The 26,003-nt window shown below is 40.0% G+C and carries 31 protein-coding genes; 11 read left to right on the plus strand and 20 right to left on the minus strand.

Annotated elements, in window-relative coordinates:
* Nucleotides 1-4: 4 nt before the first annotated feature.
* The 9 genes from LC090_RS19320 to LC090_RS19360 all read right to left on the minus strand — a co-directional run bounded on the left by LC090_RS19320 (nucleotide 5) and on the right by LC090_RS19360 (nucleotide 8,972).
* On the minus strand, nucleotides 5-1,009 hold the full coding sequence (locus LC090_RS19320; protein WP_226659715.1) for an ABC transporter permease: 1,005 nt from the start codon (nucleotides 1,007-1,009) through the stop codon (nucleotides 5-7).
* A gap of 96 nt (nucleotides 1,010-1,105) precedes the next feature.
* Complete coding sequence (locus tag LC090_RS19325) at nucleotides 1,106-2,719, minus strand: ABC transporter substrate-binding protein (RefSeq protein ID WP_226659718.1); 1,614 nt, start codon at nucleotides 2,717-2,719, stop codon at nucleotides 1,106-1,108.
* Between the two features lie 28 nt (nucleotides 2,720-2,747).
* Nucleotides 2,748-3,728, minus strand: a complete 981-nt coding sequence (locus tag LC090_RS19330; protein WP_160920689.1) for an ABC transporter ATP-binding protein — start codon at nucleotides 3,726-3,728, stop codon at nucleotides 2,748-2,750.
* A gap of 14 nt (nucleotides 3,729-3,742) precedes the next feature.
* Nucleotides 3,743-4,747, minus strand: coding sequence for an ABC transporter ATP-binding protein (locus tag LC090_RS19335; RefSeq protein ID WP_226659719.1), 1,005 nt, complete (start codon nucleotides 4,745-4,747; stop codon nucleotides 3,743-3,745).
* A 188-nt stretch (nucleotides 4,748-4,935) separates the two neighbouring features.
* Entirely contained in the window at nucleotides 4,936-6,654 is a 1,719-nt protein-coding gene (locus LC090_RS19340) for an ABC transporter ATP-binding protein (protein ID WP_226659721.1), read from the minus strand.
* Between the two features lie 99 nt (nucleotides 6,655-6,753).
* Nucleotides 6,754-7,281: a nucleoside tri-diphosphate phosphatase gene (gene ntdP, locus LC090_RS19345; RefSeq protein WP_048313631.1), complete on the minus strand. Its 528-nt coding sequence runs from the start codon at nucleotides 7,279-7,281 to the stop codon at nucleotides 6,754-6,756.
* 207 nt (nucleotides 7,282-7,488) lie between these two features.
* Nucleotides 7,489-7,713 carry a hypothetical protein gene (locus LC090_RS19350; protein WP_226659722.1) on the minus strand — a complete coding sequence of 75 codons (225 nt, stop codon included), beginning with the start codon at nucleotides 7,711-7,713 and terminating at the stop codon, nucleotides 7,489-7,491.
* A gap of 149 nt (nucleotides 7,714-7,862) precedes the next feature.
* On the minus strand, nucleotides 7,863-8,531 hold the full coding sequence (locus tag LC090_RS19355) for an SOS response-associated peptidase (RefSeq protein WP_226659723.1): 669 nt from the start codon (nucleotides 8,529-8,531) through the stop codon (nucleotides 7,863-7,865).
* 120 nt (nucleotides 8,532-8,651) lie between these two features.
* Nucleotides 8,652-8,972 (minus strand): gamma-type small acid-soluble spore protein, encoded by a 321-nt coding sequence (locus LC090_RS19360; protein WP_226659724.1) that lies wholly within the window; start codon nucleotides 8,970-8,972, stop codon nucleotides 8,652-8,654.
* A 147-nt stretch (nucleotides 8,973-9,119) separates the two neighbouring features.
* Between LC090_RS19360 and LC090_RS19365 the strand changes: the two genes are divergently transcribed.
* On the plus strand, nucleotides 9,120-9,311 hold the full coding sequence (locus tag LC090_RS19365; RefSeq protein ID WP_226659726.1) for a hypothetical protein: 192 nt from the start codon (nucleotides 9,120-9,122) through the stop codon (nucleotides 9,309-9,311).
* A gap of 54 nt (nucleotides 9,312-9,365) precedes the next feature.
* Here the strand turns inward: LC090_RS19365 and LC090_RS19370 are convergent, their stop codons facing one another.
* Both LC090_RS19370 and mutY read right to left on the minus strand, forming a co-directional pair.
* Nucleotides 9,366-10,127 (minus strand): SDR family NAD(P)-dependent oxidoreductase, encoded by a 762-nt coding sequence (locus LC090_RS19370; RefSeq protein ID WP_226659727.1) that lies wholly within the window; start codon nucleotides 10,125-10,127, stop codon nucleotides 9,366-9,368.
* 2 nt (nucleotides 10,128-10,129) lie between these two features.
* Entirely contained in the window at nucleotides 10,130-11,224 is a 1,095-nt protein-coding gene (gene mutY, locus LC090_RS19375; RefSeq protein WP_226659729.1) for an A/G-specific adenine glycosylase, read from the minus strand.
* Between the two features lie 232 nt (nucleotides 11,225-11,456).
* Here mutY and LC090_RS19380 point away from each other — a divergent pair, with 232 nt between their 5' ends.
* Nucleotides 11,457-12,437 (plus strand): metal-dependent hydrolase, encoded by a 981-nt coding sequence (locus LC090_RS19380; protein ID WP_226659731.1) that lies wholly within the window; start codon nucleotides 11,457-11,459, stop codon nucleotides 12,435-12,437.
* Between the two features lie 58 nt (nucleotides 12,438-12,495).
* Here LC090_RS19380 and LC090_RS19385 read toward each other — a convergent pair whose 3' ends face one another.
* The gene (locus tag LC090_RS19385; RefSeq protein WP_226659734.1) at nucleotides 12,496-12,765 is read right to left on the minus strand and encodes a YfhJ family protein; all 270 of its coding nucleotides are present in this window, start codon (nucleotides 12,763-12,765) and stop codon (nucleotides 12,496-12,498) included.
* A 128-nt stretch (nucleotides 12,766-12,893) separates the two neighbouring features.
* Between LC090_RS19385 and sspK the strand changes: the two genes are divergently transcribed.
* Together sspK and LC090_RS19395 are read left to right on the plus strand one after the other, a co-directional pair.
* Nucleotides 12,894-13,049, plus strand: coding sequence for a small, acid-soluble spore protein K (gene sspK / locus LC090_RS19390; RefSeq protein ID WP_226659736.1), 156 nt, complete (start codon nucleotides 12,894-12,896; stop codon nucleotides 13,047-13,049).
* A gap of 25 nt (nucleotides 13,050-13,074) precedes the next feature.
* Nucleotides 13,075-13,233, plus strand: coding sequence for a YpzG family protein (locus LC090_RS19395; protein ID WP_226659738.1), 159 nt, complete (start codon nucleotides 13,075-13,077; stop codon nucleotides 13,231-13,233).
* Between the two features lie 19 nt (nucleotides 13,234-13,252).
* On the opposite strand, the gene LC090_RS19400 is transcribed toward LC090_RS19395, so the two are convergent.
* Nucleotides 13,253-13,573: a YfhH family protein gene (locus LC090_RS19400; RefSeq protein ID WP_226659740.1), complete on the minus strand. Its 321-nt coding sequence runs from the start codon at nucleotides 13,571-13,573 to the stop codon at nucleotides 13,253-13,255.
* 95 nt (nucleotides 13,574-13,668) lie between these two features.
* Between LC090_RS19400 and LC090_RS19405 the strand changes: the two genes are divergently transcribed.
* Entirely contained in the window at nucleotides 13,669-14,340 is a 672-nt protein-coding gene (locus LC090_RS19405) for an SDR family NAD(P)-dependent oxidoreductase (protein WP_226659742.1), read from the plus strand.
* Here LC090_RS19405 and recX read toward each other — a convergent pair.
* Nucleotides 14,327-15,133, minus strand: coding sequence for a recombination regulator RecX (gene recX, locus LC090_RS19410; protein ID WP_226659744.1), 807 nt, complete (start codon nucleotides 15,131-15,133; stop codon nucleotides 14,327-14,329). The two genes, LC090_RS19405 and recX, sit on opposite strands and share 14 nt — an antisense overlap.
* A gap of 135 nt (nucleotides 15,134-15,268) precedes the next feature.
* On the opposite strand from recX, the gene LC090_RS19415 reads away from it, so the two are divergent.
* From LC090_RS19415 to LC090_RS19435, 5 genes are all read left to right on the plus strand, one after another.
* Entirely contained in the window at nucleotides 15,269-16,171 is a 903-nt protein-coding gene (locus LC090_RS19415) for a TIGR01777 family oxidoreductase (protein WP_226659746.1), read from the plus strand.
* Nucleotides 16,172-16,352: 181 nt separating this feature from the next.
* Nucleotides 16,353-17,468, plus strand: coding sequence for an amidohydrolase (locus LC090_RS19420; RefSeq protein WP_226659748.1), 1,116 nt, complete (start codon nucleotides 16,353-16,355; stop codon nucleotides 17,466-17,468).
* Nucleotides 17,469-17,747: 279 nt separating this feature from the next.
* On the plus strand, nucleotides 17,748-18,302 hold the full coding sequence (locus LC090_RS19425) for a GNAT family N-acetyltransferase (protein ID WP_226659750.1): 555 nt from the start codon (nucleotides 17,748-17,750) through the stop codon (nucleotides 18,300-18,302).
* A gap of 107 nt (nucleotides 18,303-18,409) precedes the next feature.
* On the plus strand, nucleotides 18,410-18,523 hold the full coding sequence (locus LC090_RS19430; RefSeq protein ID WP_226659751.1) for a YfhE family protein: 114 nt from the start codon (nucleotides 18,410-18,412) through the stop codon (nucleotides 18,521-18,523).
* Between the two features lie 79 nt (nucleotides 18,524-18,602).
* Nucleotides 18,603-18,773, plus strand: coding sequence for a YfhD family protein (locus tag LC090_RS19435; RefSeq protein WP_226659753.1), 171 nt, complete (start codon nucleotides 18,603-18,605; stop codon nucleotides 18,771-18,773).
* A gap of 310 nt (nucleotides 18,774-19,083) precedes the next feature.
* On the opposite strand, the gene rlmD is transcribed toward LC090_RS19435, so the two are convergent.
* The 6 genes from rlmD to LC090_RS19465 form a co-directional block, all read right to left on the minus strand.
* The gene (gene rlmD / locus LC090_RS19440) at nucleotides 19,084-20,478 is read right to left on the minus strand and encodes a 23S rRNA (uracil(1939)-C(5))-methyltransferase RlmD (protein WP_226659755.1); all 1,395 of its coding nucleotides are present in this window, start codon (nucleotides 20,476-20,478) and stop codon (nucleotides 19,084-19,086) included.
* An 18-nt stretch (nucleotides 20,479-20,496) separates the two neighbouring features.
* Nucleotides 20,497-21,366 carry a DNA-3-methyladenine glycosylase family protein gene (locus LC090_RS22220; RefSeq protein WP_226659757.1) on the minus strand — a complete coding sequence of 290 codons (870 nt, stop codon included), beginning with the start codon at nucleotides 21,364-21,366 and terminating at the stop codon, nucleotides 20,497-20,499.
* Between the two features lie 122 nt (nucleotides 21,367-21,488).
* Entirely contained in the window at nucleotides 21,489-22,268 is a 780-nt protein-coding gene (pdaA, locus tag LC090_RS19450) for a delta-lactam-biosynthetic de-N-acetylase (RefSeq protein ID WP_425590676.1), read from the minus strand.
* Nucleotides 22,269-22,402: 134 nt separating this feature from the next.
* Nucleotides 22,403-23,197, minus strand: a complete 795-nt coding sequence (locus LC090_RS19455; RefSeq protein WP_226659758.1) for a YfkD famly protein — start codon at nucleotides 23,195-23,197, stop codon at nucleotides 22,403-22,405.
* A gap of 132 nt (nucleotides 23,198-23,329) precedes the next feature.
* Nucleotides 23,330-23,932, minus strand: a complete 603-nt coding sequence (locus tag LC090_RS19460) for a YczE/YyaS/YitT family protein (protein WP_226659759.1) — start codon at nucleotides 23,930-23,932, stop codon at nucleotides 23,330-23,332.
* A gap of 77 nt (nucleotides 23,933-24,009) precedes the next feature.
* Nucleotides 24,010-25,392, minus strand: coding sequence for an MATE family efflux transporter (locus LC090_RS19465; protein ID WP_226659761.1), 1,383 nt, complete (start codon nucleotides 25,390-25,392; stop codon nucleotides 24,010-24,012).
* A 185-nt stretch (nucleotides 25,393-25,577) separates the two neighbouring features.
* Between LC090_RS19465 and LC090_RS19470 the strand changes: the two genes are divergently transcribed.
* A complete protein-coding gene (locus LC090_RS19470) occupies nucleotides 25,578-26,000 on the plus strand; it encodes a pyridoxamine 5'-phosphate oxidase family protein (protein WP_226659964.1) in 423 nt (140 codons plus the stop codon).
* Nucleotides 26,001-26,003 lie beyond the last annotated feature (3 nt).

The raw sequence follows: 26,003 nt of genomic DNA on the forward strand, positions 1-26,003 counted from the left end.
CCCCTTAGTTGTATTTGATTCGAGGATCAATTGCAGCATAAAGCAGATCGACAATTAAATTAATAAAAACAAAGATAACTGCAACAATGAGAATACCGGATTGAATGACAGGGTAATCCCTGAAATTAATCGCATCGTAAATATAACGGCCGATTCCGGGCCATCCAAAGATAGTCTCGGTCAGAATGGCTCCCCCAAGAAGTAATCCCATTTGCAGACCAATAACGGTTAGTACCGGAATAAAGGCATTCTTTAAAGAATGTTTATAAACAACCCAAAACATTTTTGTTCCTTTTGCACGTGCTGTACGAACAAAATCTGAACGCATTACTTCAAGCATACTCGAGCGTGTCATCCTAGCAATAATCGCCATTGGAATCGTACCCAGTGCAATACCTGGTAAAATCAGGTGCTTAATGACTTCAACAAATTGATCCATTCTCCCTTGAATGAGAGTATCAATAAGGTAGAGATGAGTAATCGCATCAACTGGATTTCTTACATTTTCACGGCCAGTTGATGGAAGCCAACCGAGTTCAAGTGAGAAAGCCCACTGTTCCATCAACCCAAGCCAGAAAACAGGCATCGATACACCAATTAGTGCTAGTACCATAGCCGTGTAATCAAACCAAGAATTTTGGAACCAGGCACTAATAATCCCTGCGTTAACGCCAATAAAAATTGCAATAACCATCGCCACAAGCGACAGTTCAAGAGTTGCAGCAAGGTATGGCCAAATTTCTCCACTAATATCTGAACTTGTTCGAAGGGAAGTACCTAAATCACCTGTAAACAAGTTTTTAATATAATCGATATATTGTAGATACCACGGTTGATCGAGACCAAGCTGTCTGGTTAAACTCTTGATCGCCTCTTCTGTTGCCTGTTGTCCTAAAATGACCTGAGCTGGGTCACCAGGAATCGCTCGAATCATAAAAAACACGATTAGGGTCATCCCAAATAACACTGGGATGAGCATCAGCAGTCGTCTAACTGTATATGCAAGCATCTACTCACCTCTTCCATCTGTAAAAATCATGTCGTCATAATATGTATGTAACGTTATGAAGAATAAAAGGGGAGTGCATCACTCCCCTTCTTTTTCCTATTGAAGCGTTACTTTTGTAAGCTTGTCGGAACCAGTTGGATGCGGTGAGAATCCTTTGATTGTGCTCGAGCCACCAAGTGCTGGCTTAGAGTGTACAAGAGGAATCCAAGGTGCATCTTCATGGATAATTTCTTGTGCTTCTTTATAAAGCTTATTACGCTCTTCTTCATCTGGAGTTGACTGTGCTTCGATTAGAAGATCATGAAGTTCCTGATTCTCATAGTACGTATAGTTGTTGCTTCCAATGTTATCTTGATCAAGAAGTACGTATAGGAAGTTATCAGCGTCACCGTTATCGCCAGTCCAACCTAGTAAGAAGCTATCTGCTTCACCATTACGCGCTTTTTCAAGATAAGTTGCCCACTCGTATGATTTGATTTCAGCATCCACGCCAATTTCAGCGAAGCTTTTCTGAAGAACTTCTGCTACTTTTTGGCCATCTGGCATATATGGACGTGGAACAGGCATAGCCCAAAGCTCCATTTCAAACCCATCTTCATAGCCAGCTTCCTTTAGAAGTTCCTTTGCCTTATCAAGATCATACTCATAAGGTTCGATGTCATCATTATAGCCGCCAATTACTGGAGGCATCGGATTTTTCGCTGGTTCAGCTTGTCCAGCATAGAAAGAATCAATTAGCGCTTGCTTGTCTACTGCGTGGTTTAGCGCTTGACGGACAAGCTTGTTGTTTAGCGGCTCACGGTTTGATGTAAGACCAAGATAGCCAACGTTCATAGACGGACGGAAGAATGTTTGAAGATCAGCATTGTCCTCTACTTGTTGTACATCAGAAGGATTCAGACCATCCATCAAATCGATTTCACCAGCCATGAGTGCATTCAAACGTGCAGAGTTATCCGGAATCGCTCGGAAGATTACGCTATCAAGCTTTGGATACCCATCCATCCAGTACTCTTCGTTTTTATTTAAAACGATTTTGTCATTTCGGTTCCACTGATCAAATACAAACGGACCAGTACCTACAGGATTTTCACCAAACTTATCGCCTTGCTTTTCAAGAGCATCAGGACTAGCAATCGCAAATGGGGACATTGCGATGTTTTTCAAGAATGGTGCTTGTGGACGCTTCAGCTTAAATTCAACCGTGTAATCGTCTTTCGCCGTTACACTTTCAATAACGTGACCTTCATCACCTTTAAATCCACCAAACATGGATTTATAGTAATAGAAAGCTTCTTCATTCCCATTCATCCAACGTTCGAAGTTGTAAACAACGGCATCTGCGTTAAAGTCTGTACCGTCGTGGAACTTCACACCTTCACGAAGTGTGAACGTATATGTCTTACCATCGTCAGAAACTTCCCAATCTGTTGCAAGAGCTTCCTGAACATCGGTGTTATCATCACCGTAGTCAAGCAACGTATCAAAAATATTCTTTGTTACTTTAAAAGATTCCCCGTCTGTAACAGATGCTGGATCCAGTGATACAGAGTCACCGCCGCGACCAAAGATCAATGTTCCACCTGCCTCTTCTCCCCCGTCTCCGGAGTCTCCCCCACCATTGCCACTCGATTCGTTCGATCCACCGCAACCGGCTAGACCAATAGAAAGTAGCAAAACAAACAGTAATGAAAAAATGGTTTTCTTCATGTTCTTCCCCCTTAGTCATGTTTGTGATTTATACAAGGTCTTCTTCATACAGATGACACGCTGTATGGTGTCCGGGTTCTATTTCCCTGAATTCAGGAACAACGGAGCTACATACGTCCATTGCCTTAGGACATCTAGTGTGAAAAGGACACCCTGATGGCGGATTCGATGGACTTGGTACATCTCCCGTAAGGATAATTCTGTCTTTCCCATATTCAGGGTCTGGAACCGGCACCGCTGAAAGAAGAGCCTGTGTATACGGATGTTTTGAATCCAAATAAAGCTTTTCACTATCTGCCATCTCAACGATGCGTCCCAAGTACATCACTCCGACGCGATCGCTAATATGACGGACAACCCCTAGATCATGGGCAATAAACAAATATGTTAGTCCAAGCTCTTTTTGGAGATCTTCTAACAGATTTAGTACTTGAGCCTGGATCGATACATCAAGGGCTGAAACCGGTTCGTCTGCAATAATTAATTTTGGATTAACAGCAAGTGCCCGTGCAATTCCTATTCTCTGGCGCTGCCCACCGCTGAATTGGTGCGGATACCGCTTTGCATGGTATGCGCTAAGGCCAACAATCTCTAGAAGTTCTCGAACTCGCTTCTTCCGCTCTGCTTTATTACCTAGCTGATGAACGATAAGAGGTTCTTCAATAATTTTTTCTACTGTATGCCTCGGATTAAGCGAAGCGAAGGGATCTTGAAAGACCATTTGAATATCTTTCCTTAAATGACGGAGATCCTTTTTATTTAATGTCGTCATTTCTTTCCCATCAAACAGAACTTCACCTTCACTTGGCTCAAGAAGTCTCATCAACATCCGACCTGTAGTGGATTTTCCACATCCACTTTCCCCAACTAATCCAAATGTTTCTCCTTTATGTAAGGTAAAGGTTACACCGTCTACAGCTTTTACTGTTCCTACCTGTTGTTTCAGCACGCCTCCCTGAATAGGGAAGTGCTTCTTTAGCTGTTTTACTTCGAGTAGTGCTTCTTGCAAAATAGGCGCCCCCTTTAGCTTTTCACTCTCTCTAATACAGCTGCTTTCTTTGCATCTTCATGGAGCCAGCACCTGGCCTGTTGCGCCGGTCCGGCATCTAGCAATGTCGGATTTTCTTCATAGCATTTATCAAAAGCGAAATTACAACGCGGTGCAAAGTGACAACCCTTCTGAATAGAACCTGGTTTAGGTACATTTCCAGGTATTGAATACAGCCTGTCTTTTCGAACTCGAACATCAGGTACTGATTCAATTAAACCAATCGTATATGGATGCTTTGGATGCTGAAAAATATCCTGTGTTTTCCCTTGCTCTACAATTTTCCCTGAATACATCACAGCAATGCGATCACAGATCTCTGCTACGACCCCTAGATCATGCGTAATCATAATAATGGAGGTGTTCGTTTCTTTATTCAACTTCTTCATCAGTTCAAGGATCTGAGCTTGAATCGTCACATCTAGAGCGGTGGTTGGCTCATCTGCAATGAGTACTTCTGGTTCACACGCCATCGCCATTGCGATCATGACGCGCTGACGCATCCCTCCTGATAATTGATGAGGGTATTCATTCATTAGCTCTTCAGCTCTCGGTAGTCCGACTAATTTAAGGATTGATACAGCATGCTCCCAGGCTTTTTTCTTGTTCCACTTCTTATGTATTCGTATACCTTCGATCAACTGATTTCCTATGCGAAATACTGGATTCAGCGAGGTCATCGGTTCCTGGAAAATCATACCTATTTCATTCCCTCTGATTTTCCTCATTTCTTTCTCTGACTTAGAAATCAGATTTTCACCTTTATATGTAATTTCACCACCAACTACCTTACCAGGGGCCTGAATGAGCTGCATAATCGATAAGGAGGTCACACTTTTTCCAGATCCAGATTCCCCAACAATGCCAAGGACCTCTCCCTTGTTAACATAAAAATCAACGGAATCGACGGCCGGAATTTCTCCATCATCTGTAAAAAAGTGAGTTTCTAACCCGCTAACTTTTAATACTGGTTGTTCCACACCCTCACCCCTTTCTATGAATTCTGAATTTTTTAAGTTAACTAAAATCTGTTTATCATTATTACATTATTTCAGACAATTGGCAATGTATATTGAGGTAATTTTCTGTCTTTCTTTGTCACTTTTACGCGATAATGTGCATAATCAAACAAAAAAAGCATCTAAATCAGATGCTTTTTGATGAATCTTTATAAATTTTGTACCTGGAATAAGTTATGGTATGACCCTTTTTGTTTCATCAATTCTTGGTGATTACCACTCTCAGAAATTTGACCATTCTCTACCACCACAATTCGATCGGCATGTGTTACTGTTGCAAGACGGTGTGCAACGATAAATGTTGTTCGATCTTTAGCAAGAACTTCAAGTGCCTCCTGGATGAGATGTTCACTCTCAAGGTCAAGAGCTGATGTCGCTTCATCCAAAATAAGGATAGGTGGATTTTTAAGAAAAACGCGCGCTATCGCTATCCGTTGCTTCTGTCCACCAGATAATTTCACACCGCGCTCACCAACAGCGGTATCGTACCCTTCTGGAAGACTCATGATAAACTCATGCGCATTTGCTGCCTTAGCAGCACGTATGACGTCTTCTTCATCAGCATTTGGATTGCCCATCATAATATTCATTCGCACAGATTCACTAAATAGAATATTATCTTGTAATACCATTCCAATGTTATCCCGAAGACTTCTTGCTTCGTAATCGCGAATATCCGTACCATCAATGAGAATACTTCCACCTGTTACATCGTAGAAACGAGGAATCAAACTAACGAGAGAAGATTTACCTCCTCCACTCATTCCAACAAGGGCAATGGTTTCACCTGCACTTACATCAAGATCAATTCCTTTTAAAACCGGAAGATCATTTTCATTGTATTTAAAGGAAACATCTTCAAAGCGAATGTTGCCGCGAACATTACTTAACTTCCTCGCATCTTCTCTATCCACAATGTCATACTTCTCATCTATAAATTCAAATACTCGGTCCATCGAAGCAATGGATTGCGTTAGAGTTGTTGAAGAATTGACTAATCGTCTAAGCGGACTATAAAGGCGGTCCATATAAGTGACAAAGGCAACCATTTCACCAATTTGCAGTCCCCCTGAGATGACAAGATACGCTGAGAAGGCAATGACAATAAGAGGAGCTACATCGGTAATCGTATTAACCACCGCAAAGGTTTTCGCATTCCAACGTGTATGATCAAGTGCTCTTTCTAAGAAATTCGTATTTCGTTTGTTAAACTGTTCTTGTTCGTAATCCTCAAGCGCAAAACTTCGAATGACAGACATTCCTTGAACACGCTCATGTAAATGGCCCTGTACTTCAGCGAGAGCCTGCGATCGATCTTTCGTTAAGTCGCGCAAACGCTTATAGAAAAACTTAACGGAAAGACCATACAAAGGAAGTAGAACAATCGCCGCTAGCGTCAGCCAGATGTTCATAAACGAAAGAATTCCAATAATAATTAATATCGTAATAAGATCGAGCCAAACATTCATCATTCCAGTAATCACGAATGTTTTTGTTTGCTCAACGTCATTGATAACCCTTGAAATGACTTCTCCAGCTTTATTGTTCGAGTAAAATTTTAAACTTAACTGTTGAATGTGGGAAAATAACTTATCCCGAATATCATAGAGGATTTTGCTACCAATCCACTGTGCGTAATATTGACGGAAATATTCGACAGGTGGTCTAACCACCACGAAAAGAAAGAACGCTCCCCCCATTAGCCAAAGGAGCTGTTCGTACTTATCCCCGGCAGGCATTTCTGCACCAATGATATCATCGATTACGTATTTAAGGATTAAAGGTAAAAGAAGAGGAATTCCAAACTTTACTATTCCAATTCCAATTGTTATCCCTATTTGCTTTTTATATGGCCTAACAAAAGTCATATATCTTTTTATACTACCCAGATGGCATCATCCTTTAGCAATTCACGTGCTTTTTAATATCATGCAAAAACCTGTTGAAAAACATTCAACAGGTTTTTCTTACCTATATTGTAGAAACTGTTCATACCATTGATCCACAAAACCTGGAGCAAATGGTCCTTTACGCTGATGAATCCAGTTCATCAGTTCTTTAACATTTTGTTGTATAATGCGGTCAATAGCTTCGGGATAATTCATTTCTTCGCGGTGTGCTTCATACTCATCTTCATCAAGAAGTTTAAACGTCATATCAGGGTAGATTTTAATATCCAGATCATAATCAATATATTTTAACGCTTCTTCGTCGTACGTAAATGGGGTACCTAAATTACAGTAGTAATAAAGTCCATCCGTTCGAATCATTCCAATGACATTGAACCAGTGATTCGCACTAAAATAGCAAATCGCAGGTTCACGCGTACGCCATTGTCTTCCATCAGCTTCTGTCACGAGAATGCGATCGTTTCCCCCGATGATCTCTTTTGAGGTACCCTTAAGCACGATGCTTTCTTCCCAAGTACGATGTAGCGTACCGCGATGTTTATAGCTTTGAATTTGAATTCTCGTCCCGGTCGTTGGGAAACTCATCTCCTTCTCCTTTCCTAAGAAATTCCGGAAAACGATGAATGCCTCTTGCATATAGGCAGACTCACAGTATCCTTTCTTTCTTACCGTTCAATACATGGCTATCATCAAAAATCTTACATCTCATCTATATTCTTCTCCATTATAACGCTTAACAAAATAAAATTAAAATAAAAGCGCCACTCAAATTGAATGGCACCCCATTTGATATTAATAAATTGGTGTATTTTCAAAGGTTGAGATGACATTTGCAATGAGTCGTTCAAACTCTTCTTCTAAAAGCAACAACCGTTCTTTTTTCTCCAACACAATGGTTTTCATGACTTCATCCATTTCAGATAGCTTTACCTCTAACTTCTGTATTTCTTCCCTCGTATAAATCATTTGATCAGCAAGCCTGAGCTGTTGTTGAATAAGCTCATCAAACTCTGTCATTTAACCTCTCCTTTCACATTGAAGGTATAAAGTGTAATGAACGAATGATCTTCAGCAAACAAATTCCATATACATCGAGAAATACCTTTGGAAAGTTCTGTAGAGAAGTAGGTGTTTTTGTCAAAAGCGATATATTACGCCACCTCTTGCTAATTTACAGGCAGGATGCATTCAGCTTTTTCGTTTTTCGGTGAATTTACAAGTGTTGAGACTTCATAGGCATTCATTTCAGCTGAAGGAAATGAATGCATACAATTTTTTAATTTGTTTAAATCATTTATAGAAGAGTCAAGCCAGATTGCTTCCGCTTCTCTCGTTAAAATAACAGGCATTCGATTATGTATTTCTTTCATTAATTCATTGGCTTCAGTCGTTAGAATTGTACACGTATATATCGTACTATTGCTATCATTCCATTTTTCCCATAATCCTGCCATTGCAAACGGTTCACCATTTCTAACTTGAATACGCATTGGGATTTTCCTATTTTTCGTTCGTTTCCATTCGTAGAAACCGTCAGATAAGATCAGGCACCTCCGTTTTTCAAGTGCATGTTTAAAACTCGCTTTTTGATCAGCTGTTTCACTTCTTGCATTAATTAATTTATTTGAAATGGAGGGATCTTTGGCCCAAAAAGGAATTAACCCCCAGCGTAATGTACCTAATCGATTAACTTGATCTGCTCGAATAACGGCTGCAATCTGTTGCGTTGGCGCGATATTAAACCTTGGCACATATTCTTCAATACTCGTTTGCTCAATTTGAAATCGTTCAAGTAAAACGTCAAGTTCTGTTGTTAAAGAAAATCGTCCGCACATATGAAGCCCCCTTTTCCAATAGTATGTGTTTCTATACTTTTCGCCCGAATCCCTATCATCTTTAAATGAATTTAATAAAAAAACAGGGCTGATTTAGTCAGCCCTGTCTGGGAAGTTCGATTATTGTTGCTGCTGGTTTTTAGCAGATGCTTGCTGCTTGTTTTGAGCAGACTTCGCATTACGAGCTTTTACTTCTTGAGCATCCGTTTCACTTGCAAATTCAGCACCGTATTGTTGCTGACCTGCTTGTCCTGCAGATGCTTGCTGCTTGTTTTGAGCAGACTTCGCATTGCGAGCTTTTACTTCTTGAGCATTCGTTTCACTTGCAAATTCAGCACCGTATTGTTGCTGACCTGCTTTACCAGCAGAAGCTTGTTGATTCTGCTGTTTTACGTGTTGAATACTTGTACCAGCTTGAGTTTGTCCTGGTTTCTTTGCCATGGCTTATCACCTCCCACAAACAATAGAATATCCAGATCAACTATTCTTATGTATCCTATTTCAAAAATAAAAAAATACTTCCGAGAAAAACAGCCCTCATACTACTCCACTTCCTGTAACAAAATAAAGGAAAAAGGAGGGCTAACAATGGATCATCGAGATATGACTGAGCTATCCATGATGGCAAAAAAGGAGTGGGCTGATAAAGAGCTTTCTTTTTTTCACCACAGCTTGCAACAAGTTGCGCCTTATTTAAACAGTGAGGGCCTTGCCATTCACCGAGAAATAATGAAAGAAATCGAAGAGCGAGGCGGTTTGTCTGCCTTTATGCCAGATTAACCTTCACAGACAAAAGCCCTCTGGAATTTCCAGAGGGCTTTTGTCTGATACAAATTAAAAATTTGATTTTGATTGACCGCCATCAACATTAATGGTTGCGCCAACAATCCAGGATGCTTTGTCAGAAGCAAGGAAAACGACAGCATTCGCCACTTCCTCAGGTGTACCAAATCTCCCTCCTGGAATTTCTTTTTCTACAAACTCTTCAATTTTCTCCGGGTTATCCTCTAACCGCTTTTGCCAATTTCCTGATGGGTGAAGAATGGCACCTGGAGCAATTCCGTTTACACGTACCCCGTCCTTAATTAATTCATCGCCCATCGCTTTTGTGAAGCTAATCATAGCCGCTTTTGAGTTATTATAAGTTGGCTTGCCTCCAGATTCACGCCCGAAGATAGAGGAGATATTAATAATTGCCCCGTTGCCCTGCTCCTTCATTTTTTCAGCTGATAGCTGACTAAGGTGAACAGCTGAATAGAAATTAAGATCCATTGCCTTATGAAACTCAGTGAGATCCGTTTCCATAATAGCTCCTCCATTGCTTCCTCCTGCGTTGTTTACGAGGATATCAATTGAACCAAATTCCATGATAAAGGAATCCATTAGCTGAACACGTTTTCTTTCATCTGTTACATCTGCTTCGAATAAAGCAAGGTTTGGACCAATTTCTTCTTTTGCAATCTCAAGAGCCTCGCGATCTCTTCCACAAATCCCAACCTTTGCTCCCTCTTCATAAAAGGTCTTAGCAATTGATTTGCCAATCCCTTTTGAGCCACCTGTAATTAAAACGCGTTTATTCTCTAAATTTAATTTCACTACTATCCCTCACTTTCTAGAATCAATTGTGTAATTTTTTGATGAGCAACTGGAAATGCGAATTTCTGCAATTCGTTTTTATCTACCATTTTAAATTGCTTAGACGCCATTTCTCCTTGATAAGATCCTTCATAAACGGTTAACTGCCACTTAAGATGGCTGAAAATATGATTAAAAGAAGCTAACTCTTTCTCAATTTCAACATCGATTTCATATTCATCTCGCAGATGCTTTTTAATCTGATCTTCTTTTAAGCCGCCTTCACTTAATTCGACATTAGGAAATTCCCATAAGCTTGCTAGAAGCCCTGTTTCCGGTCGCTGCCTTATAAGAAACTTCCCTGAATAATCTTTCAGTGCAATAACTGCTATCGGGACTGGACGTGGGGCCTTTTTCTTTGATTTAATCGGTAATTCTTCTTGTGATCCTTCCGCAAATGCCCGACAATGCTCCTGTACTGGACATAAGAGACAAGAAGGAGAGCGCGGAGTACATACAATCGCACCTAACTCCATCATTCCTTGATTAAATGATGATGGATCATCGTTTGAAATAATTCGGCGGGTTACTTCTTCAAATGTCTTTCGAGCTGAAGGTTTTGCAATATCTTCCCATATCCCAATAATCCTTGATAATACTCGCATCACATTCCCATCTACGGCTGGCTCAGGGATGCCATAAGCAATACTTAAGATGGCACCTGCGGTATATGGCCCTACACCTTTCAAATCTGAAATTTTCTTTGGATGATTTGGTACGATTCCTTTATAGGACTCTGCGACTTCACGAACAGCGCTCTGTAGATTTCGCGCTCTTGAGTAGTACCCAAGACCTTCCCACGCTTTTAAAACATCTGCTTCTTCGGCTTCTGCTAGTGCTTCTACTGTAGGAAAAAGGCGCATAAATCGCTCGAAATAAGGGATCACTGTATCGACCCTTGTTTGCTGAAGCATAATCTCAGAAACCCAAACACGGTATGGGTCCTTATTCTCACGCCACGGAAGGGTTCGCTGTTCTTTTTTAAACCAGGAAATGAGGTCTTTCTGGAATTTTTGTTCATCGAATAAATGTAAAAGGTCTGTCACTTTCTCTGTCATGCATCAACTCTCCGATATGATATAGTAAATGGTGTTAAAGTATTATTAAAATTCAGTTATAAACTTCCTCCATCTTCATCTATCACATATAATAACTCATCATACCTTTTCATTCATCTTTTAACTTTTCACTTTTCTTTTAATTGGGTATAACTAAAGAGAGAACGCTAAATTTTATGCGATTTAAGGTTGTTAGCTTAATCGATCTGCTTCATAAGGAGGATCTTACCCTATGGATACTGGGACACATGTGGTCATGGGACTGGGGATTGGAGCTCTTGCAACATTAGATCCAGCGATTGCACAGGACCCCATTACCGCTCAAAGCGTTCTAATTGGAGCGCTGATCGGATCGCAGGCCCCGGACTTTGATACTGTATTAAAATTAAAAAACAACGCTGTCTATATACGCCATCACAGAGGGATCACTCACTCAATTCCTGCGGTCCTTCTATGGCCAATTATTATTAGTAGCGGTATTATGCTCTTCTATCCAGAAACAAACTGGCTTCATCTATGGTTATGGACATTTTTAGCCGTCTTTATCCATGTGTTTGTGGACATTTTCAACGCTTACGGAACGCAAGCCATTCGACCATTCTCGAATCGATGGGTCGCCCTCGGGGTGATAAATATTTTTGATCCATTTATTTTCCTCAGTCATATTGCAGGACTTATTCTGTGGTACGTTGGTGCGAACCCTGGATTTACCTTTTTAACGATATATGGCGTTCTCATTCTCTATTACCTATGGAGGATTTCAGAACAAAGAAAAGTGATTCGTGCTGTGAAAGAACGAATTCCTGATGCCGTGGAAGTGATTGTCTCTCCTACGATTCGCTGGAGCAGATGGCACATTGCGATTAAATCAGAAACGCAGTTCTATGTGGCTCGTGCTGAAGGAACGACGATACACGTTCAAGATGAATTTGAACGAGTTCCCGTTCCGAAAACACCTGTACTCGAGTCGGCTAAGGAAGACCCAAACTTAAGTGCTTTCCTTTCTTTTTCGCCCGTATACCGATGGGAAATTGAAGAAAAAGAAGTAGGGTACGAAGTGCGATTTATCGATCTACGCTATCGTAATAAAGGTCACTATCCCTTTGTTGCCGTTGTACAGATGGAAGATCAGCTTGAAATCACAAGTTCCTATACAGGATGGGTCTACAGTGAAGACACGCTTAGAAAGAAACTAGATCCTGCTGTGGATTAATCTCTTGCATATACGAAAACCGGCTGGACTAACGTCCAGCCGGTTTTCTAATTTCTAATTAATGTTTTATACTTCTATCGTCTCCAAAATAGCCTTTATATTTCGGATTATTCATCATAAAATCATGTAAAACCGGTCCATAATAGTCAATCCACTGTTTCACGATTTTTTCTGTTACATCATGACCTTTATACTCTCTTCCGGCCTTTGCTCTAGATGATTCAAAATCTTCCCATAGTAACTCCACCATCGTTCTTGCCTGTCCGTAAGAGAGATGGTCATTTTTCTCAAGAAGGTTGTGAGTGAGCCTTTGAAATAGATCTTCCATGAGGCATGCTCCTTTCATGTTGTACTTTCAACGTAGAAATTAATAAACCACACATAACATAACGTCCTGGTTCGCATACTAATTGTGTGCCTGCTTCACAACACGATATTGGAAAGGGGCGCACAAAGATGAGAAACAAAAAAACCGGTTTTCCAGATATGAAATTTTCTGGAGAACCACGCGCAAAAGAAGAATATGCATCGAAACGAGCTGACGGGTCGATTAACACTCATCCAAAGGAGCGCATGAGCGCGTCTAATCGTACAGGCAACCGTCAGGGATAATTTTCTCATATAGGAGGCAGCAGCTATGGGTAAAAATAACCGAAATCGGCTTCACCTGAAATATGAGGATCCATTCCAGTCTCCAACTGCAAACCCAAAACACGCGCACAATCAGGTAAATGGACAATCAAAGCAAACGTATAACGATATCGTTCTTCAAGTGCAAACGCGAAAACGATCTTAGAAATGGCAAGAGAGCAGCATTACTGCTGCTCTTTTTCAATGAGCATCGAGATGGGAAATGCCTCCATTTCCTTGTTTCCCTCACGATATCCCCAGGCAAACGTTCCATTCATATAGTCGATTGTAAATGTTGAACCTGGGTCGCCATCTATTTCATACTTCTCCCCTGGAGCAAAGTTCTCAGGATTCAATAAATAAGATTTTGCAAGAGCAATTCTGCGTTCGTGAACAGCAAATTCATTCACCATTCCCATCTGCTCAGCTCGACGTGCTTTTTCACTAAGAAGTGCTATTTCACTTCGTAATTCCTGATCACTCATTTCACTGAAACGCTTTTCCATGCTTAACCTCCACTACTCTATTCTTCCCCCAAGTATAGTTTATTTTCTGATTCCTGACAAAAATATGCTACGCTTACACTAAGGAGTGATTTACTATGAAAACCATCTTAATTACGGGGGCTGGGTCTGGCCTAGGCGCTGAACTTGCAAAACGCTGGGCAAAAGAGGGACACCGTATGGTAATAGTAGGAAGAACAAAAGAAAAACTTACCTCTGTTTGTCAGCATATCGAGAAAGAAAACGCGACATGCCTGAGCTACCAATGCGACATTACGAACCCTGATGATCTAGCACAGTTGACAAAGAAACTGAAAGAAGACGACCTTAACATTGATCTTCTTGTAAATAATGCCGGAATAGGAACATTCGGTTCGTTAGAAGAATTGACCATTTCAGATATTCATCATGTTATAGATACAAATGTGAAAGGGACGATTTTCACGACCCAAGCTTTTCTGCCGATATTAAAAGAAAGGAATGGTCGCATTATGAATATCATCTCAACGGCAGGCTTGAAAGGAAAGAAACATGAAACGGTTTATGTGGCCTCGAAATACGCTGTGAGAGGATTTACAGAGAGCCTGTGGAAAGAACTTGAAGGCACTGGTGTAAACGCTACGGCCGTCTATATGGGTGGAATGGATACCCCTTTCTGGTCTCATTCGAACCATATATCTGATCCCACTAGATTAAAATCAGCTTCAGAGAAAGCAAGACAAATCATTGAGGAAGATAAGGGGCAGAAAGAAATTTTTATTGATCGTTAAATTCATCAAGGTACTTATTAATTAGTGGAAATGGGAATCCTTTACGATACAAAAACTGCTTCATTTTATGATCAAATTCTCTACGTTCTAGCTTACTGTAGCGACGTTCGGCTTTTTGAGCTTGCATAACGAGGGCTTCCCATTCTTCGTTATCGCCTTTTTCTAAATTGATTTGCTCCATTGCTTCTTGAATAATATCTCGGTCGAATCCTTTTGCTCTGAGCTCCTGATTCACCTTCTGTTTTTGCTCCGATGCTGAAGACCTCTTAAGCTTTGAAGCTTTCTTTTCAGCTAATTTTTTAGCAATCTCAAGCTGCTGTTCATAAGAATATTCTTCCAGTGATTGATCAATCATAGGTTTCGTCACCCCTTTTTGTTTAAGTTCTTGTGCAAGTACAAACGGCCCTTTTCCACCCGCATTTATTTTAGTTCTTACAAACGCAATTGCGAAATCAAGATCATTTACATACCCATAGCGTTTAAGTTTTTCAATAATCTTCGGAAAAGCTTCTTCAGGTACTTCTTTTTTTAGAAGGTAATCTTTTACTTCTTTTTCTGAGCGCATCCGATACGATAGATAATTCAAAGCATAATTCATGCCTTTTTTTACCTGGTCTTCAAACTGAATACCTTCAAGCATGTCATCACTTAATTCAATACCTTTGCGGATTCCAAAGCTTATTAAGACATCCTGATCAACTCCGAATCCGAACTCTTCACCCGATCCTTTATCGATAAATATAGAAAAACGCTCATTATTATTTTTCTGAGTCGTAATCCGTGTAACCTTCACGATGCACTCACCTCCAGATCTATTGTAGCACTTTCTTAAATTAGCTATGAAGTTAGAGCATTTGATTAAAGGAATATGATTACGGGTAAAGAAGTATTAAAGAAGTACATCGCGCACGCTTAGGAGGAAAATAATATGAACATTGCGATCACTGGGGGAACAGGCTTTGTCGGAAGTGCTCTTACCGAGTCATTTGTTAACGATGGGCATTCTGTTTATATCCTAACACGTAATCCTGCAAACAAACCTGTAAAAAAAGGCGTTACATATGTGAAATGGTTGCAGGAGGACGCCGAGCCTGAAAAAGAACTACCAAACATTCATGCTTTCGTTAACTTAGCGGGGGAATCAATCAATAGCGGACGGTGGACGGAAGAACGGAAACAGCGAATCCTCGATAGCCGCATCTCTTCAACGAGAGAGATCATCTCCATCATTGAAAAACTTGACCACAAGCCTCGCGTTCTTGTAAACGCTTCGGCAATTGGCTATTATGGTTCCTCTCTTGATCAATCATTTACTGAAAATGATACGGAGCCTGGTTCTGACTTTCTTGCTGACGTTTCACGTAAATGGGAAGATGAAGCAATGAAAGCTCAGAATCATGGTGTAAGAACGGTTCTTGCACGCTTCGGTGTTATTCTTGGTGAAGAGGGCGCACTACCATTAATGGTACTCCCCTACAAATTTTTTATGGGCGGTAAACTCGGTGATGGACGTCAGTGGTATTCCTGGGTTCATATCATGGATGTTGTTGGAATGATCAGATTCGCAGTTGACCATGAATCTGTACAAGGTCCTTTAAACGTTACAGCACCCGAACCAAAAAGAATGAATGAGTTTGGTAAAACAGTCGGAGAAGTTCTTAATCGACCACACTGGATGCCTGTTCCAGAAGCGCCGGTTCAAGCAGCGCTTGGAGAAAAGAGTGGAATTGTTCTAAAAGGTCAATGCGTTCTGCCTCAAAAAGCGAAAGAACTTGGCTACCCTTTCCGTTACATTAAATTAAAAGACGCCCTCGAGAACCTGCTGGTTTAAATCAGCAGGTTTTTTTCTAACTCCCTTATCGATTCTAAATGTCATTAAGAACGATTAAAACAATTCTTCTCTGTCCACACTCGATTGTATAGCAACCTTTCTCGATAATGGCTATAATATATAAAAAACCTATAGCAGCCAATTCGATCACTAAAACAATAATAGATAATAGGTGAATAAGATGACAATATTGATTAAGCAGGCACGCGTCTATCCCGTTTCCTCGTCGATGCTGCCATGTGCAGACGTTTTAGTAAAAGATGGTCTTATCCACCAAGTTTCCCCTTGTATATCTGAAGAACCTGAAATGACAGTTATTGATGGGAAAGGGTATCATCTGCTTCCTGGATTTATTGATGCTCATACCCATCTAGGTCTTTATGATGAAGGAACAGGATGGGCTGGAAATGATGCAAATGAAACGGTAGAAGCACTGACACCACACGTGAGAGCACTTGATGGTGTAAATCCGCTTGATGTGGGTTTTAAAGATGCCATCGCTTTTGGTGTCACCGCCGTTCAGGTGATGCCCGGTAGCGCGAATATTATTGGAGGCATAACAACCGTTTTGAAAACAAATGGAAAAAATGTAGAGAAAATGATTGTAAGGGAAACGGCTGGTCTAAAAATCGCTCTCGGTGAGAACCCAAAGCGTGTGCACAGTCACTCAAACAATGACTCCATCACAAGAATGGGGATTATGGGTTTACTTCGTGAAGCATTCTACGATGCTGGTCGCTCAAATCAAAAAGAGCATCCACGTATTGCCCCTATTATGGCAGCACTGAATCGAGAAATCCCTGTAAGAATACATGCTCATCGTGCAGATGACATTTTAACAGCCGTTCGCTTTGCCAGGGAATTCAATCTCGATCTGAGAATTGAGCATTGTACAGAAGGACATCTGATTGCCGATGAACTTAGCGGACAAAACCTAAAAGTAACCGTTGGCCCATCAATGACAAGGCGCTCTAAAATTGAACTTAAAAATAAAACATGGGCTACTTACGGAATCTTAAATAGTCACGGGATTGAAGTGTCGATTACAACAGATCATCCGTACGTTCCAATCCAATACTTAAACATTTGTGCAGCACTTGCGGTTAGAGAAGGATTAAGTGAAGAAAAAGCCATTGAAGGGATTACGCTTAATCCTGCAAAGAGTCTTGGCGTTGACCATCGAATTGGTAGCATTGAAGTAGGAAAAGATGCCGATTTAGTGCTCTGGTCGAACCATCCTTTTCAATACGATGCTCGCCCTCTTTTAACCATGATTAATGGGGAAATTATTCGTTAAACTGGCATGATTTTTCTATCACATGACTGCTTAAAAAAAGTTTACAATCTGTAGAAAAAATACGCAAAAAACTAGTATCTTTTTTTGAATAAATCGAGTATGATACTTTTGTAATTACAATAAAATGAACTAACAACTTCATATTTGAAAATGGGAAGGCAATTGGTGCGCCACCAGCAATGACTGGTCCTAGTGGGTTCGATTCCCACCCCGAATAATAATTCAACATACTATTATTCGAGGGTGGGGATTCGTCTGCCCTCGACAGGAGGGAAACTCATGATTAAACATCGTGACCTGTCGGAATGTCATATGCTATTTGATTTGATGGTTGACCCAGCTGTCTTCCCATTCGTGCGTCATAAAGCAAGTTCATACGAGGAATATTTATTCTTAACAAAACAACTAATCGAAGCAGAAGAACAAGGAGAATTAATCTCCCGTACCATTCTTGATGAATGGGGTAATCCAATCGGTACAATCAATCTATACGACATAGAACAAGAAACTGGTTTTCTCGGCACCTGGATTGGCACTCCTTATCACGGCAAAGGGTATAATCAAATGGCAAAAGAAGCTTTTTTTAACGAATTGTTTTTTGATAAGCATATCAAAACAATTTTCATGAGAATTAATAAGGACAACATCCGCTCGCAAAAAGCGGCAGAAAAAATCCCATATGTTGAAAAAGCCGATGACAAATGGCCTGAAGTTTATCAAAAAATCAACACTGGTGAAAAGTCCTATCATTTATATGAGATCGAACGTGACAATTACCATCTTCATGTGATGCGTGAAGGTTTAGAAACTGTTGAGGTTCAAATGGAAGCATAGGTTCCTTTTAAAGGGACTTATGCTTTACTTCATTCCTTTATCCACATGTGCATAGAACTTTTTTGGATGGCAATGCTAGTAGCATCTTAAAGAAGAGAGGGATTTTTGTGGATAAACGTAAAGGTAGAGAAAACAAAGAATCAAAAATGACGTTAACCAAAACACAGGATGTACTTTTTGGACGGGAATTCAAACGTGCTGATCGAGCTGGTCATAAATAAGCATGAATAATTAAGCGACAAAAAGCCATGCTAATGAGTGGAGAGATCTTCTCCAAACCATTTACGGGAGCTGATTAAGATGGCAAAACGTCCAAATTATTCAGAAGGTAAACAGAAGCGTCAGGCTAAAAACCCAATTCCATCAGCACAAAACGAAGATGTCGAATTCGCTAGTGAATTCGATGCAGCTGATGCGAAAGCAGCAGAAAGAGCAAAAGCAGCTGACCAGCGTAATAAGAAAAACAAATAACTTAAAAAGGGACCAATATGGTCCCTTTTTAAGTTCAGAAAAGAAATTTAATTCAGAAGTTAACAACATATTATCCACAAGTTGTGAATATTGTGGACAAAGTTGTCCAACCCTCTTCATAGCATGGTTAAGTTATAAACACCTTAACCTGTTGATAAGATAGTTGGTTTCTGTGGATAATGTTGATAAAATTGTTAGTAACGCATATAACCTCTAATTATCATGTGTATAAGTCTGTGGAAATTGTTGATGACTAGTATTGCAATCTAGTCGATGCAAAGCTATATCTCGTTCCCCAGCTACGAAAGCACTATTTCTTTTTCTTGAAAACAGAAACAACTTCTACATGCGCTGTTTGCGGGAACATATCAACTGGCTGCAAATGCTTTAGCTCATACCCTTTTTTCATTAAGTAATGAGCATCTTTTGCCAATGTGGATGGATTACACGAGACGTAAACGATGCGATCAGGTTTTGCTTTCACCATCGTAGTTAGCAGGGTATCATCACAGCCTGTTCTGGGAGGATCCACTACGATCACGTTCGGCTTAAACCCTTCTTTAATCCACTTAGGCACAATCTCTTCTGCTTTCCCTACATCATATGTCATTTTTGACTCATAACCGTGTGTCTGAGCATTTTTTCTGGCATCATCAATTGACTCTTTAATAACATCCATTCCTCTTACTTCTTTAGCCTCTTCAGCAAGCCATAAACCAATCGTACCTACCCCACAGTAAGCATCAATAATATTCTCATTCCCAGTAAGCTCTGCAGCTTTTTTCACTTCATCATATAGTTTGACCGTTTGAAGTGGGTTAAGCTGGAAGAAAGCACGAGCTGATAGTTCGAAGTTTAAATCGCCCAATGACTCTTGAATCACTTCTTCGCCTTCTAATACAAGGGTTTTTTCTCCAAATATGAGAGAAGTACGTTTTCCATTTACGTTCTGGATAACCGATTTCACTTCAGGCAATCGTTTCTTAATTTCTTTGATCAGTAATTCTCTTCTAGGAATTGCTTCTTCTGAAGTCACCAGCACAAGCTGAATTTGGCCCGTTTCAAATCCCACTCTCGTCACGATTGTCCGAACAAGGCCCTTTCGCTTCTTTTCATGATAAATAGAAATGTTTAAATCTTCTAGGATCTTCACAACCTGACGCGTAACGCGGTTTGTTTCTGGGTGTTGAACGAGACAGTTTGTCAATTCAACAAGTTCATGAGAGCCTGCTCCGTATAAACCAGCAATGACCTTACCCTTTTGCTTTCTAACCTGAAGCTGGCTTTTATTTCGATAGTTCCATGGATCTTCCATCCCAATAACGGGTTTTATAGTCAAATCCTTCTCACCTAATTTGGCATGCCGCTCGAACGATTGAATGACGATATCACGCTTTTCACGTAGCTGAGCCTGATAGTTCATATGTTGAAGCTGACAGCCCCCACATTCTTCATAAACAGGACAAGGAGGAGTGACGCGATCCTTCGATTTTTTACGAAGACGCTTTACTTTAGCTTCTGCTCTGTTCGGAAAAACTTTTGTCACTTCTGCTGTAATTTCTTCCCCAGGAAGCGCCCCTGGAACAAAGACAACTGTTCTCTTAAAAAATCCAACCCCTTCTCCGTTAATACCTAACCGTTTTATTGTTAAAGGAATCGTTTGACCGTTCGCAAGTCCCGTTCCTTTCACATTTTTGTTCTCCAAAAAAATCTCTCCTTCTATTTAACCGCTCAAGCTTTCCCATAAATACATGGAAATATAGCTTGAATACGGTGACCAATTCTCTTTGTAAGCCATCACTTCTTCTTTAGTTGGCTTCGTTGGTAGCTGATACCACTTCAAGATGGCATTTTGAATTCCTACATCACCTGCTGGCAAAATATCCTTTCTCCTTAACCCAAAGAGAAGCACACATTCAACCGTCCACGGACCAACCCCTCTGACCGGGAGCAACTCTTCATACACTTCTTGATTTGTATATGTATAAAGTTTTTCTAAATCGAGATCACTCGACACTATTTTTTGAGCAATTCCAATCACGTATTCGGCTTTTCGCTTACTGAATTGTAGCTCTCTCAATTCTTCCACATTCAACTTGCTTACAACTTCAGCTTGAGGATAAAACCATACGTTTTCCACCTTCGTCCCATATTTTGTCACAAAGCGATACGTTAATGTATAAGCAAATTTCATATTAAGCTGCTGATGAATAATATTCTTTAATAAAGCACTATAAACATCAGGTTCACCAATAAGAGGCATGCCAATATATTTCTCGACTAATGAGGAAATGTTTGTTTTCCTAAACGTTGAGTAAATGCTAGACGGATCCATCTGAAAGTCAAACATTTCACGAATTCGAGTAACAGCTTCTGCTTTGTTCTTTATGTCTTTGCCGCGTATCTCAAAACATGGTTGTTCATCCGTTCCTATGAATTGAACAGAATACACACCCTTTTCATTTTGCATCCTTAATGGTACTTTCAAAATTTTGTTATCATCATCAACGTACTGAAGCGGATCCATGCTCAACCTTCGGAAAAGTCGATCCACGTTGTACGGTTTATGAGGAAAAACTTTCTCAACCCACACAGTACCGCCTCCTTCGTCATGTCCTGTATATTATCGCAAATCCGACACTTGATTACTAGTTACACCTCTAGAAGTATGTCATCAAACCACACACAAAAGACCGCCATCTCTGGCAGTCTTTCTTAAGGCATGATCGGCAGTTTTTCCTTCAAGACAAGATCGTCAAGGCTTTTAAATGTATAGCCCTCTTTCTTTAGATCTTGGATAACCTTCTCAAGCGCTTCTGCATTATCTTTTGAAACGGTATGCAGAAGCATGATGGCTCCAGGATGAACCTGCCTCATAATGGAGTCATACGCATACTGACTACCCTTTTGCTTATTCGTTTCCCAATCTTTATAAGCGAGTGACCAGAAGATGTTATGGTAACCTTCTTCATGAGAAATTGCGAGTGACCGCTCACTAAAAACGCCACGCGGCGGTCGTAAATATTGCATTGTTTGATCACCGGTTAAGCGCGTATATTCCTCTTTAACCTTTCGTAATTCAGTTCTAATTTTCTCATCTGAAATGGCAGTCATATCCGGATGACTCCAGGAGTGATTTCCAACAATATGCCCCTCGTTTACCATTCGCTTCACAAGATCGGGTTGATCTTTTAAATAATGTCCCGTCACAAAAAATGTAGCAGGCACCTTTTCTGTTTTTAAAACATCTAAGATCTCATCAGTATAGCCGTTTTCATATCCATTATCAAAAGTCATATAAAGTTCTTTTTGATTAGAATCACCAATAAAGTAACTGTCATATGGCTTCAGTAATTCTTGAAATTCAGGCTCTGTCGTAGCGGGTGAATGGTTTTTACTCCGTTTGAAATACCAATCATGCGATTGATTGTCCATCGCATATGCTCCAGTCATCGTTCCAAAAATTAGTGCGAGCGTTAATACAATTATTTTCATCTGATCCCTCCTTCTTTGTCCTCGTATTTAGTGTGTGACGTTTAACCTGTTTTCTCTCTTCATTCTTATGGATCGCTCTTAGGAAATTATCTCCATCCATCATCCTCTCAAAAAATAACCAGCATTTCTGCTGGTTATTGACGTGTATTGAATTCAAAAGTTAAATAGTCTTGAACCGGGATCCACGCCCCGATTCCCTGTTGCGTTACATTCCGTACTTCCAATTTCATTTTGCTTCCTTTTAAGACAAGATAAACTTCGCCATAGGTTACTTTTCCTTTTTCATTAACAGCGGGGACATAGCTCGTTAGGGTCCCATAATTCTTTGCCCCAACGTTATACACATTGCCTTTTTTCGTATCTTTCCCAATCATTGTTTGAAAAGAGAGAGAGAGCTTTGTTTTCTCTGAAGCCTTCATCATCATCATTTTCTTTACATCTTCACTATCAGGAATAGAAGCAGTTAAACCACCGTTTACTTTCTTCTCTTCTTCTTGACGATAAGTCATTTGAACGGGACCACTTCCACCTCGATTATCCACTCGATTTACATTCGCCTGCTTATATTGCCAATTAACATTTGTTTCAGCTGAATCATAATTCAACGCCCACTTACCTAGGTAGATACTCGCACGATAGCCTATTGCAAGCTTAGATGGTGAAATCGTAGAATCATTTAAGATCTGAATTAACTCAGGGTTCTCAATCCGAACATCAGCGGAACCTGTCAACTCTTTCGTTAATTCACTCGGCTGTAAAGTCGGTAAGTCTTGGGCCGGATTTGGATAAGTGTTTTCCTTTGAAATATTGACCGTAGAATCAGGAACTTGTAGCGCTTGATTGTTTCCCGCTTTCTTCCCCTCGGCAGCTAGCGTATTTAGTGGCGAGATAACGGTTAAGAGCAGGATGATTAAGGCTAATTTCTTCATTTTTATTCTCCTTTGTTCGCAACTGTTCATACAGGATAATTCAGACTCTTATTTGTATTTTTTCTAGAAACCTGTCTTTTATCCAACAAAGTGTGATATTTAAATTCGATTCCTACATAAAAAAATGAACGCTTAAGCGTTCATTTTCTCAAAAGTAGGATAGAAAAACTGTACAAGCGGGCCAATTCCAAAGGTAATGGCCAATGTTCCAATTCCAATTGGTCCTCCTAAAATAACAGCTACAAGAAGGGCAAGGAGTTCTCCAATTGTTTTTGAAGTTCGAATGCTTAATCCTGTTTTATGATGAATAGCAAGCATTAGCCCATCAATCGGAATAACAGCAAACTTCGCTTGAAGATAGATTGCGATTCCAAGTCCAATGAGAACCATCCCAATTGCAAAAACAGCATAAGCTAGGAAAACATCTGTAATCGTCCAGTTTGCAAACAAAGTTATTAACCAAAAATCAATAAATAAACCTGTTACAATGATTGTAATAAGAGCAAAGAAATCGGGCCAAGCTTTCATTAGTATCGCATTAACGATAATTAAGATAACCCCAACAATAATGACCCAACTACCAACTGTAAAGCCGATTGTTTCCGATAATCCTACGTTAAGGGCATCCCATGCTCCTGCACCTATATCTGATTTAATCGTTAAAGTTATTCCAGCCGTCAATACGAATAAGCCAATCACATAGAACAAAAAGCGCTTCATTTTCAAATCTGGCATCCTCTCTATAACTACATAGACTCCATTGTCCATTGTAACGCAGAAATCAGTAATAGGACGACCCTTTCCTTTAGCAATTATGCATTATTTTTCTTTTGTATCTTCTCGGTGTCAGGATTTTGTTCCTCTTCAAATAATTCAATTTCACGCCACTTGCCATAACGATAATAAGCAATAGCAAATAAACTTGAGATAATAAAGCTAACACCTATTCCATATGCAATTCCTTCTGCTCCTAGCCATCTTGAAAAAAGGTACGTCAGCGGTACACGAAGAATCCAGAACGAAATAATATTAAGGACAAGCACTTGAACCATCGCCCCTGCGGCTTTTACGACGCCGTTTAACACAAAGTTAATACCAAGAAACGGATAGAAAAAGGCAACCGTTTTTAAGTAACTTTTTCCAAAAGCAATGGTCGCTGGATCGTCAATAAAAAGACGAATCATTGATTCAGCAGCGAAAAAAATAATCGCGCTTATTGTGAAAGAGACAGAAAGAATTAAGATAATCCCATTTTTGGAAATTGAAGAAACTCTCCACCATTTCCCAGAGCCAATATTCTGTCCAGCCATACTGTTTACTGCTGCTCCAAGAGTAAACGCCGGTAACATGATGATACGATCAAGCCTTTGTGCTGCTCCAAATCCTGCGACAACTTGCGTACCAAAGCTCGCTACAATCCCCATAATCGCTGTTACTCCCGCAGACACGGTCATCATTTGCAACCCTGCAGGGATCCCAAGTTTGGAAATCCGCTTAATTTCTTTCCAGTCGGGTAGATGAGGAATTGTAAACGGAATTTTAGATTTCCATATCGAATAAATGACGCCATATAAAAAGGCTGAACCTTGAGATAGGATTGTCGCATAAGCTGCTCCTTCAATTCCCCAGTTAAAATAAGAAATAAACAATGGGTCCAAAGCGGTATTCAAAATAACAGCAAACAACACAAAGCGAATCGGTGTTTTACTATCCCCAAGCGCTCGTAAAACCGTTCCAATAAAGTTATAACCAAACAAAAAAAGAATACCAAGGAAATTAATTCGCAAATACGCTTTCGTACTTTCGAAAATTTCATCTGGTGTTCCTAAAAATTTCAGGATAGGGTCCGTGAATAGAAAACCGATTATTCCAAATACGATTGATAGAATCGTTAAAGCAACCACAAATGCGTTAAGCGATTCGACCAGACCACTTTTATCAGAAGCTCCCTTTCTCTGAGACAAAACGGTTAGCGTAGCACTATTGACGCCAATAATAAATGAAAGCACAGTAAAGATTACTGGTGCTGCAATTGAAATCGCTCCAAGCGCATTGGCACCAAGTAAGTTCCCTACCCAGATGCTATCAATGAACTGATAAGACGTTTGCAATAAGTTCGTTAAGAAGATAGGTAACGAAAAAAAGACCATTTGCTTTGCAATATTACCTTGAGTAAAATCATATGTTTTGTTCATTTAATTACCTTCTTACCTGTCAATTTAAAATCTCACTATGGTATACCCCTAGTATTGGTTTGAAAAACGATGGAATGCGCTGAAATCTTTTGTAGGAAATAATGGCATATTCAGGCGTTTTAGAATTTGAAAATAGAGGAAGATTAAGATTAGAGTTAAATTCGAAAGGAGAATTTGTAATGGCAATGTCTCAAACAGAAATAAAAAATAAAGTTTTAAGTATTTTCGACTCTCACTATGTAGGTACGTTAAGCACAGTGAAGGATAACAAACCTCATTCACGTTTTATGACTTTCTTTCATGATGAGCTAACATTAATGACACCAACAAGTAAGGAAACACACAAAGTGGAAGATATTGAACAGAATAAAAATGTTCATGTTCTACTTGGTTATGATGGCGAAGGATGGCATGATCGTTTCGTAGAAGTACAGGGTCAGGTTACAATCGATGACTCCAAAGAAACAAAGGAAAAACTATGGGGAGATCAACTTAAGCAATGGTTTGATTCACCTGAAGATCCTAACTACATCGTTCTTACAATCAAACCCGATACGATTCGCCTCATGAACGAAGGAGAAAACACTCCCGAGACACTAGAACTATAGGTC

The sequence above is a fragment of the Guptibacillus hwajinpoensis genome (assembly GCF_020524165.1).
Taxonomy (GTDB): Bacteria; Bacillota; Bacilli; order Bacillales; family Guptibacillaceae; genus Guptibacillus; species Guptibacillus hwajinpoensis_D.

What these genes read in the sequence shown, in the direction of transcription:
- sspK (WP_226659736.1), top strand. Translation starts at nt 12,894, where the DNA reads ATGAGAAACAAAAAAACCGGTTTTCCAGATATGAAATTTTCTGGAGAA.
- LC090_RS19350 (WP_226659722.1), bottom strand. Translation starts at nt 7,713, where the DNA reads ATGACAGAGTTTGATGAGCTTATTCAACAACAGCTCAGGCTTGCTGAT.
- LC090_RS19415 (WP_226659746.1), top strand. Translation starts at nt 15,269, where the DNA reads ATGAACATTGCGATCACTGGGGGAACAGGCTTTGTCGGAAGTGCTCTT.
- LC090_RS19470 (WP_226659964.1), top strand. Translation starts at nt 25,578, where the DNA reads ATGTCTCAAACAGAAATAAAAAATAAAGTTTTAAGTATTTTCGACTCT.
- LC090_RS19435 (WP_226659753.1), top strand. Translation starts at nt 18,603, where the DNA reads ATGGCAAAACGTCCAAATTATTCAGAAGGTAAACAGAAGCGTCAGGCT.
- LC090_RS19400 (WP_226659740.1), bottom strand. Translation starts at nt 13,573, where the DNA reads ATGGAAAAGCGTTTCAGTGAAATGAGTGATCAGGAATTACGAAGTGAA.
- LC090_RS19455 (WP_226659758.1), bottom strand. Translation starts at nt 23,197, where the DNA reads ATGAAGAAATTAGCCTTAATCATCCTGCTCTTAACCGTTATCTCGCCA.
- LC090_RS19460 (WP_226659759.1), bottom strand. Translation starts at nt 23,932, where the DNA reads ATGCCAGATTTGAAAATGAAGCGCTTTTTGTTCTATGTGATTGGCTTA.
- LC090_RS19325 (WP_226659718.1), bottom strand. Translation starts at nt 2,719, where the DNA reads ATGAAGAAAACCATTTTTTCATTACTGTTTGTTTTGCTACTTTCTATT.
- LC090_RS19405 (WP_226659742.1), top strand. Translation starts at nt 13,669, where the DNA reads ATGAAAACCATCTTAATTACGGGGGCTGGGTCTGGCCTAGGCGCTGAA.
- LC090_RS19380 (WP_226659731.1), top strand. Translation starts at nt 11,457, where the DNA reads ATGGATACTGGGACACATGTGGTCATGGGACTGGGGATTGGAGCTCTT.
- LC090_RS19365 (WP_226659726.1), top strand. Translation starts at nt 9,120, where the DNA reads ATGGATCATCGAGATATGACTGAGCTATCCATGATGGCAAAAAAGGAG.
- LC090_RS19320 (WP_226659715.1), bottom strand. Translation starts at nt 1,009, where the DNA reads ATGCTTGCATATACAGTTAGACGACTGCTGATGCTCATCCCAGTGTTA.
- LC090_RS19420 (WP_226659748.1), top strand. Translation starts at nt 16,353, where the DNA reads ATGACAATATTGATTAAGCAGGCACGCGTCTATCCCGTTTCCTCGTCG.
- mutY (WP_226659729.1), bottom strand. Translation starts at nt 11,224, where the DNA reads ATGACAGAGAAAGTGACAGACCTTTTACATTTATTCGATGAACAAAAA.
- LC090_RS19340 (WP_226659721.1), bottom strand. Translation starts at nt 6,654, where the DNA reads ATGACTTTTGTTAGGCCATATAAAAAGCAAATAGGGATAACAATTGGA.
- LC090_RS19385 (WP_226659734.1), bottom strand. Translation starts at nt 12,765, where the DNA reads ATGGAAGATCTATTTCAAAGGCTCACTCACAACCTTCTTGAGAAAAAT.
- LC090_RS19360 (WP_226659724.1), bottom strand. Translation starts at nt 8,972, where the DNA reads ATGGCAAAGAAACCAGGACAAACTCAAGCTGGTACAAGTATTCAACAC.
- LC090_RS19465 (WP_226659761.1), bottom strand. Translation starts at nt 25,392, where the DNA reads ATGAACAAAACATATGATTTTACTCAAGGTAATATTGCAAAGCAAATG.
- LC090_RS19395 (WP_226659738.1), top strand. Translation starts at nt 13,075, where the DNA reads ATGGGTAAAAATAACCGAAATCGGCTTCACCTGAAATATGAGGATCCA.
- pdaA (WP_425590676.1), bottom strand. Translation starts at nt 22,268, where the DNA reads ATGAAAATAATTGTATTAACGCTCGCACTAATTTTTGGAACGATGACT.
- ntdP (WP_048313631.1), bottom strand. Translation starts at nt 7,281, where the DNA reads ATGAGTTTCCCAACGACCGGGACGAGAATTCAAATTCAAAGCTATAAA.
- LC090_RS19425 (WP_226659750.1), top strand. Translation starts at nt 17,748, where the DNA reads ATGATTAAACATCGTGACCTGTCGGAATGTCATATGCTATTTGATTTG.
- LC090_RS19355 (WP_226659723.1), bottom strand. Translation starts at nt 8,531, where the DNA reads ATGTGCGGACGATTTTCTTTAACAACAGAACTTGACGTTTTACTTGAA.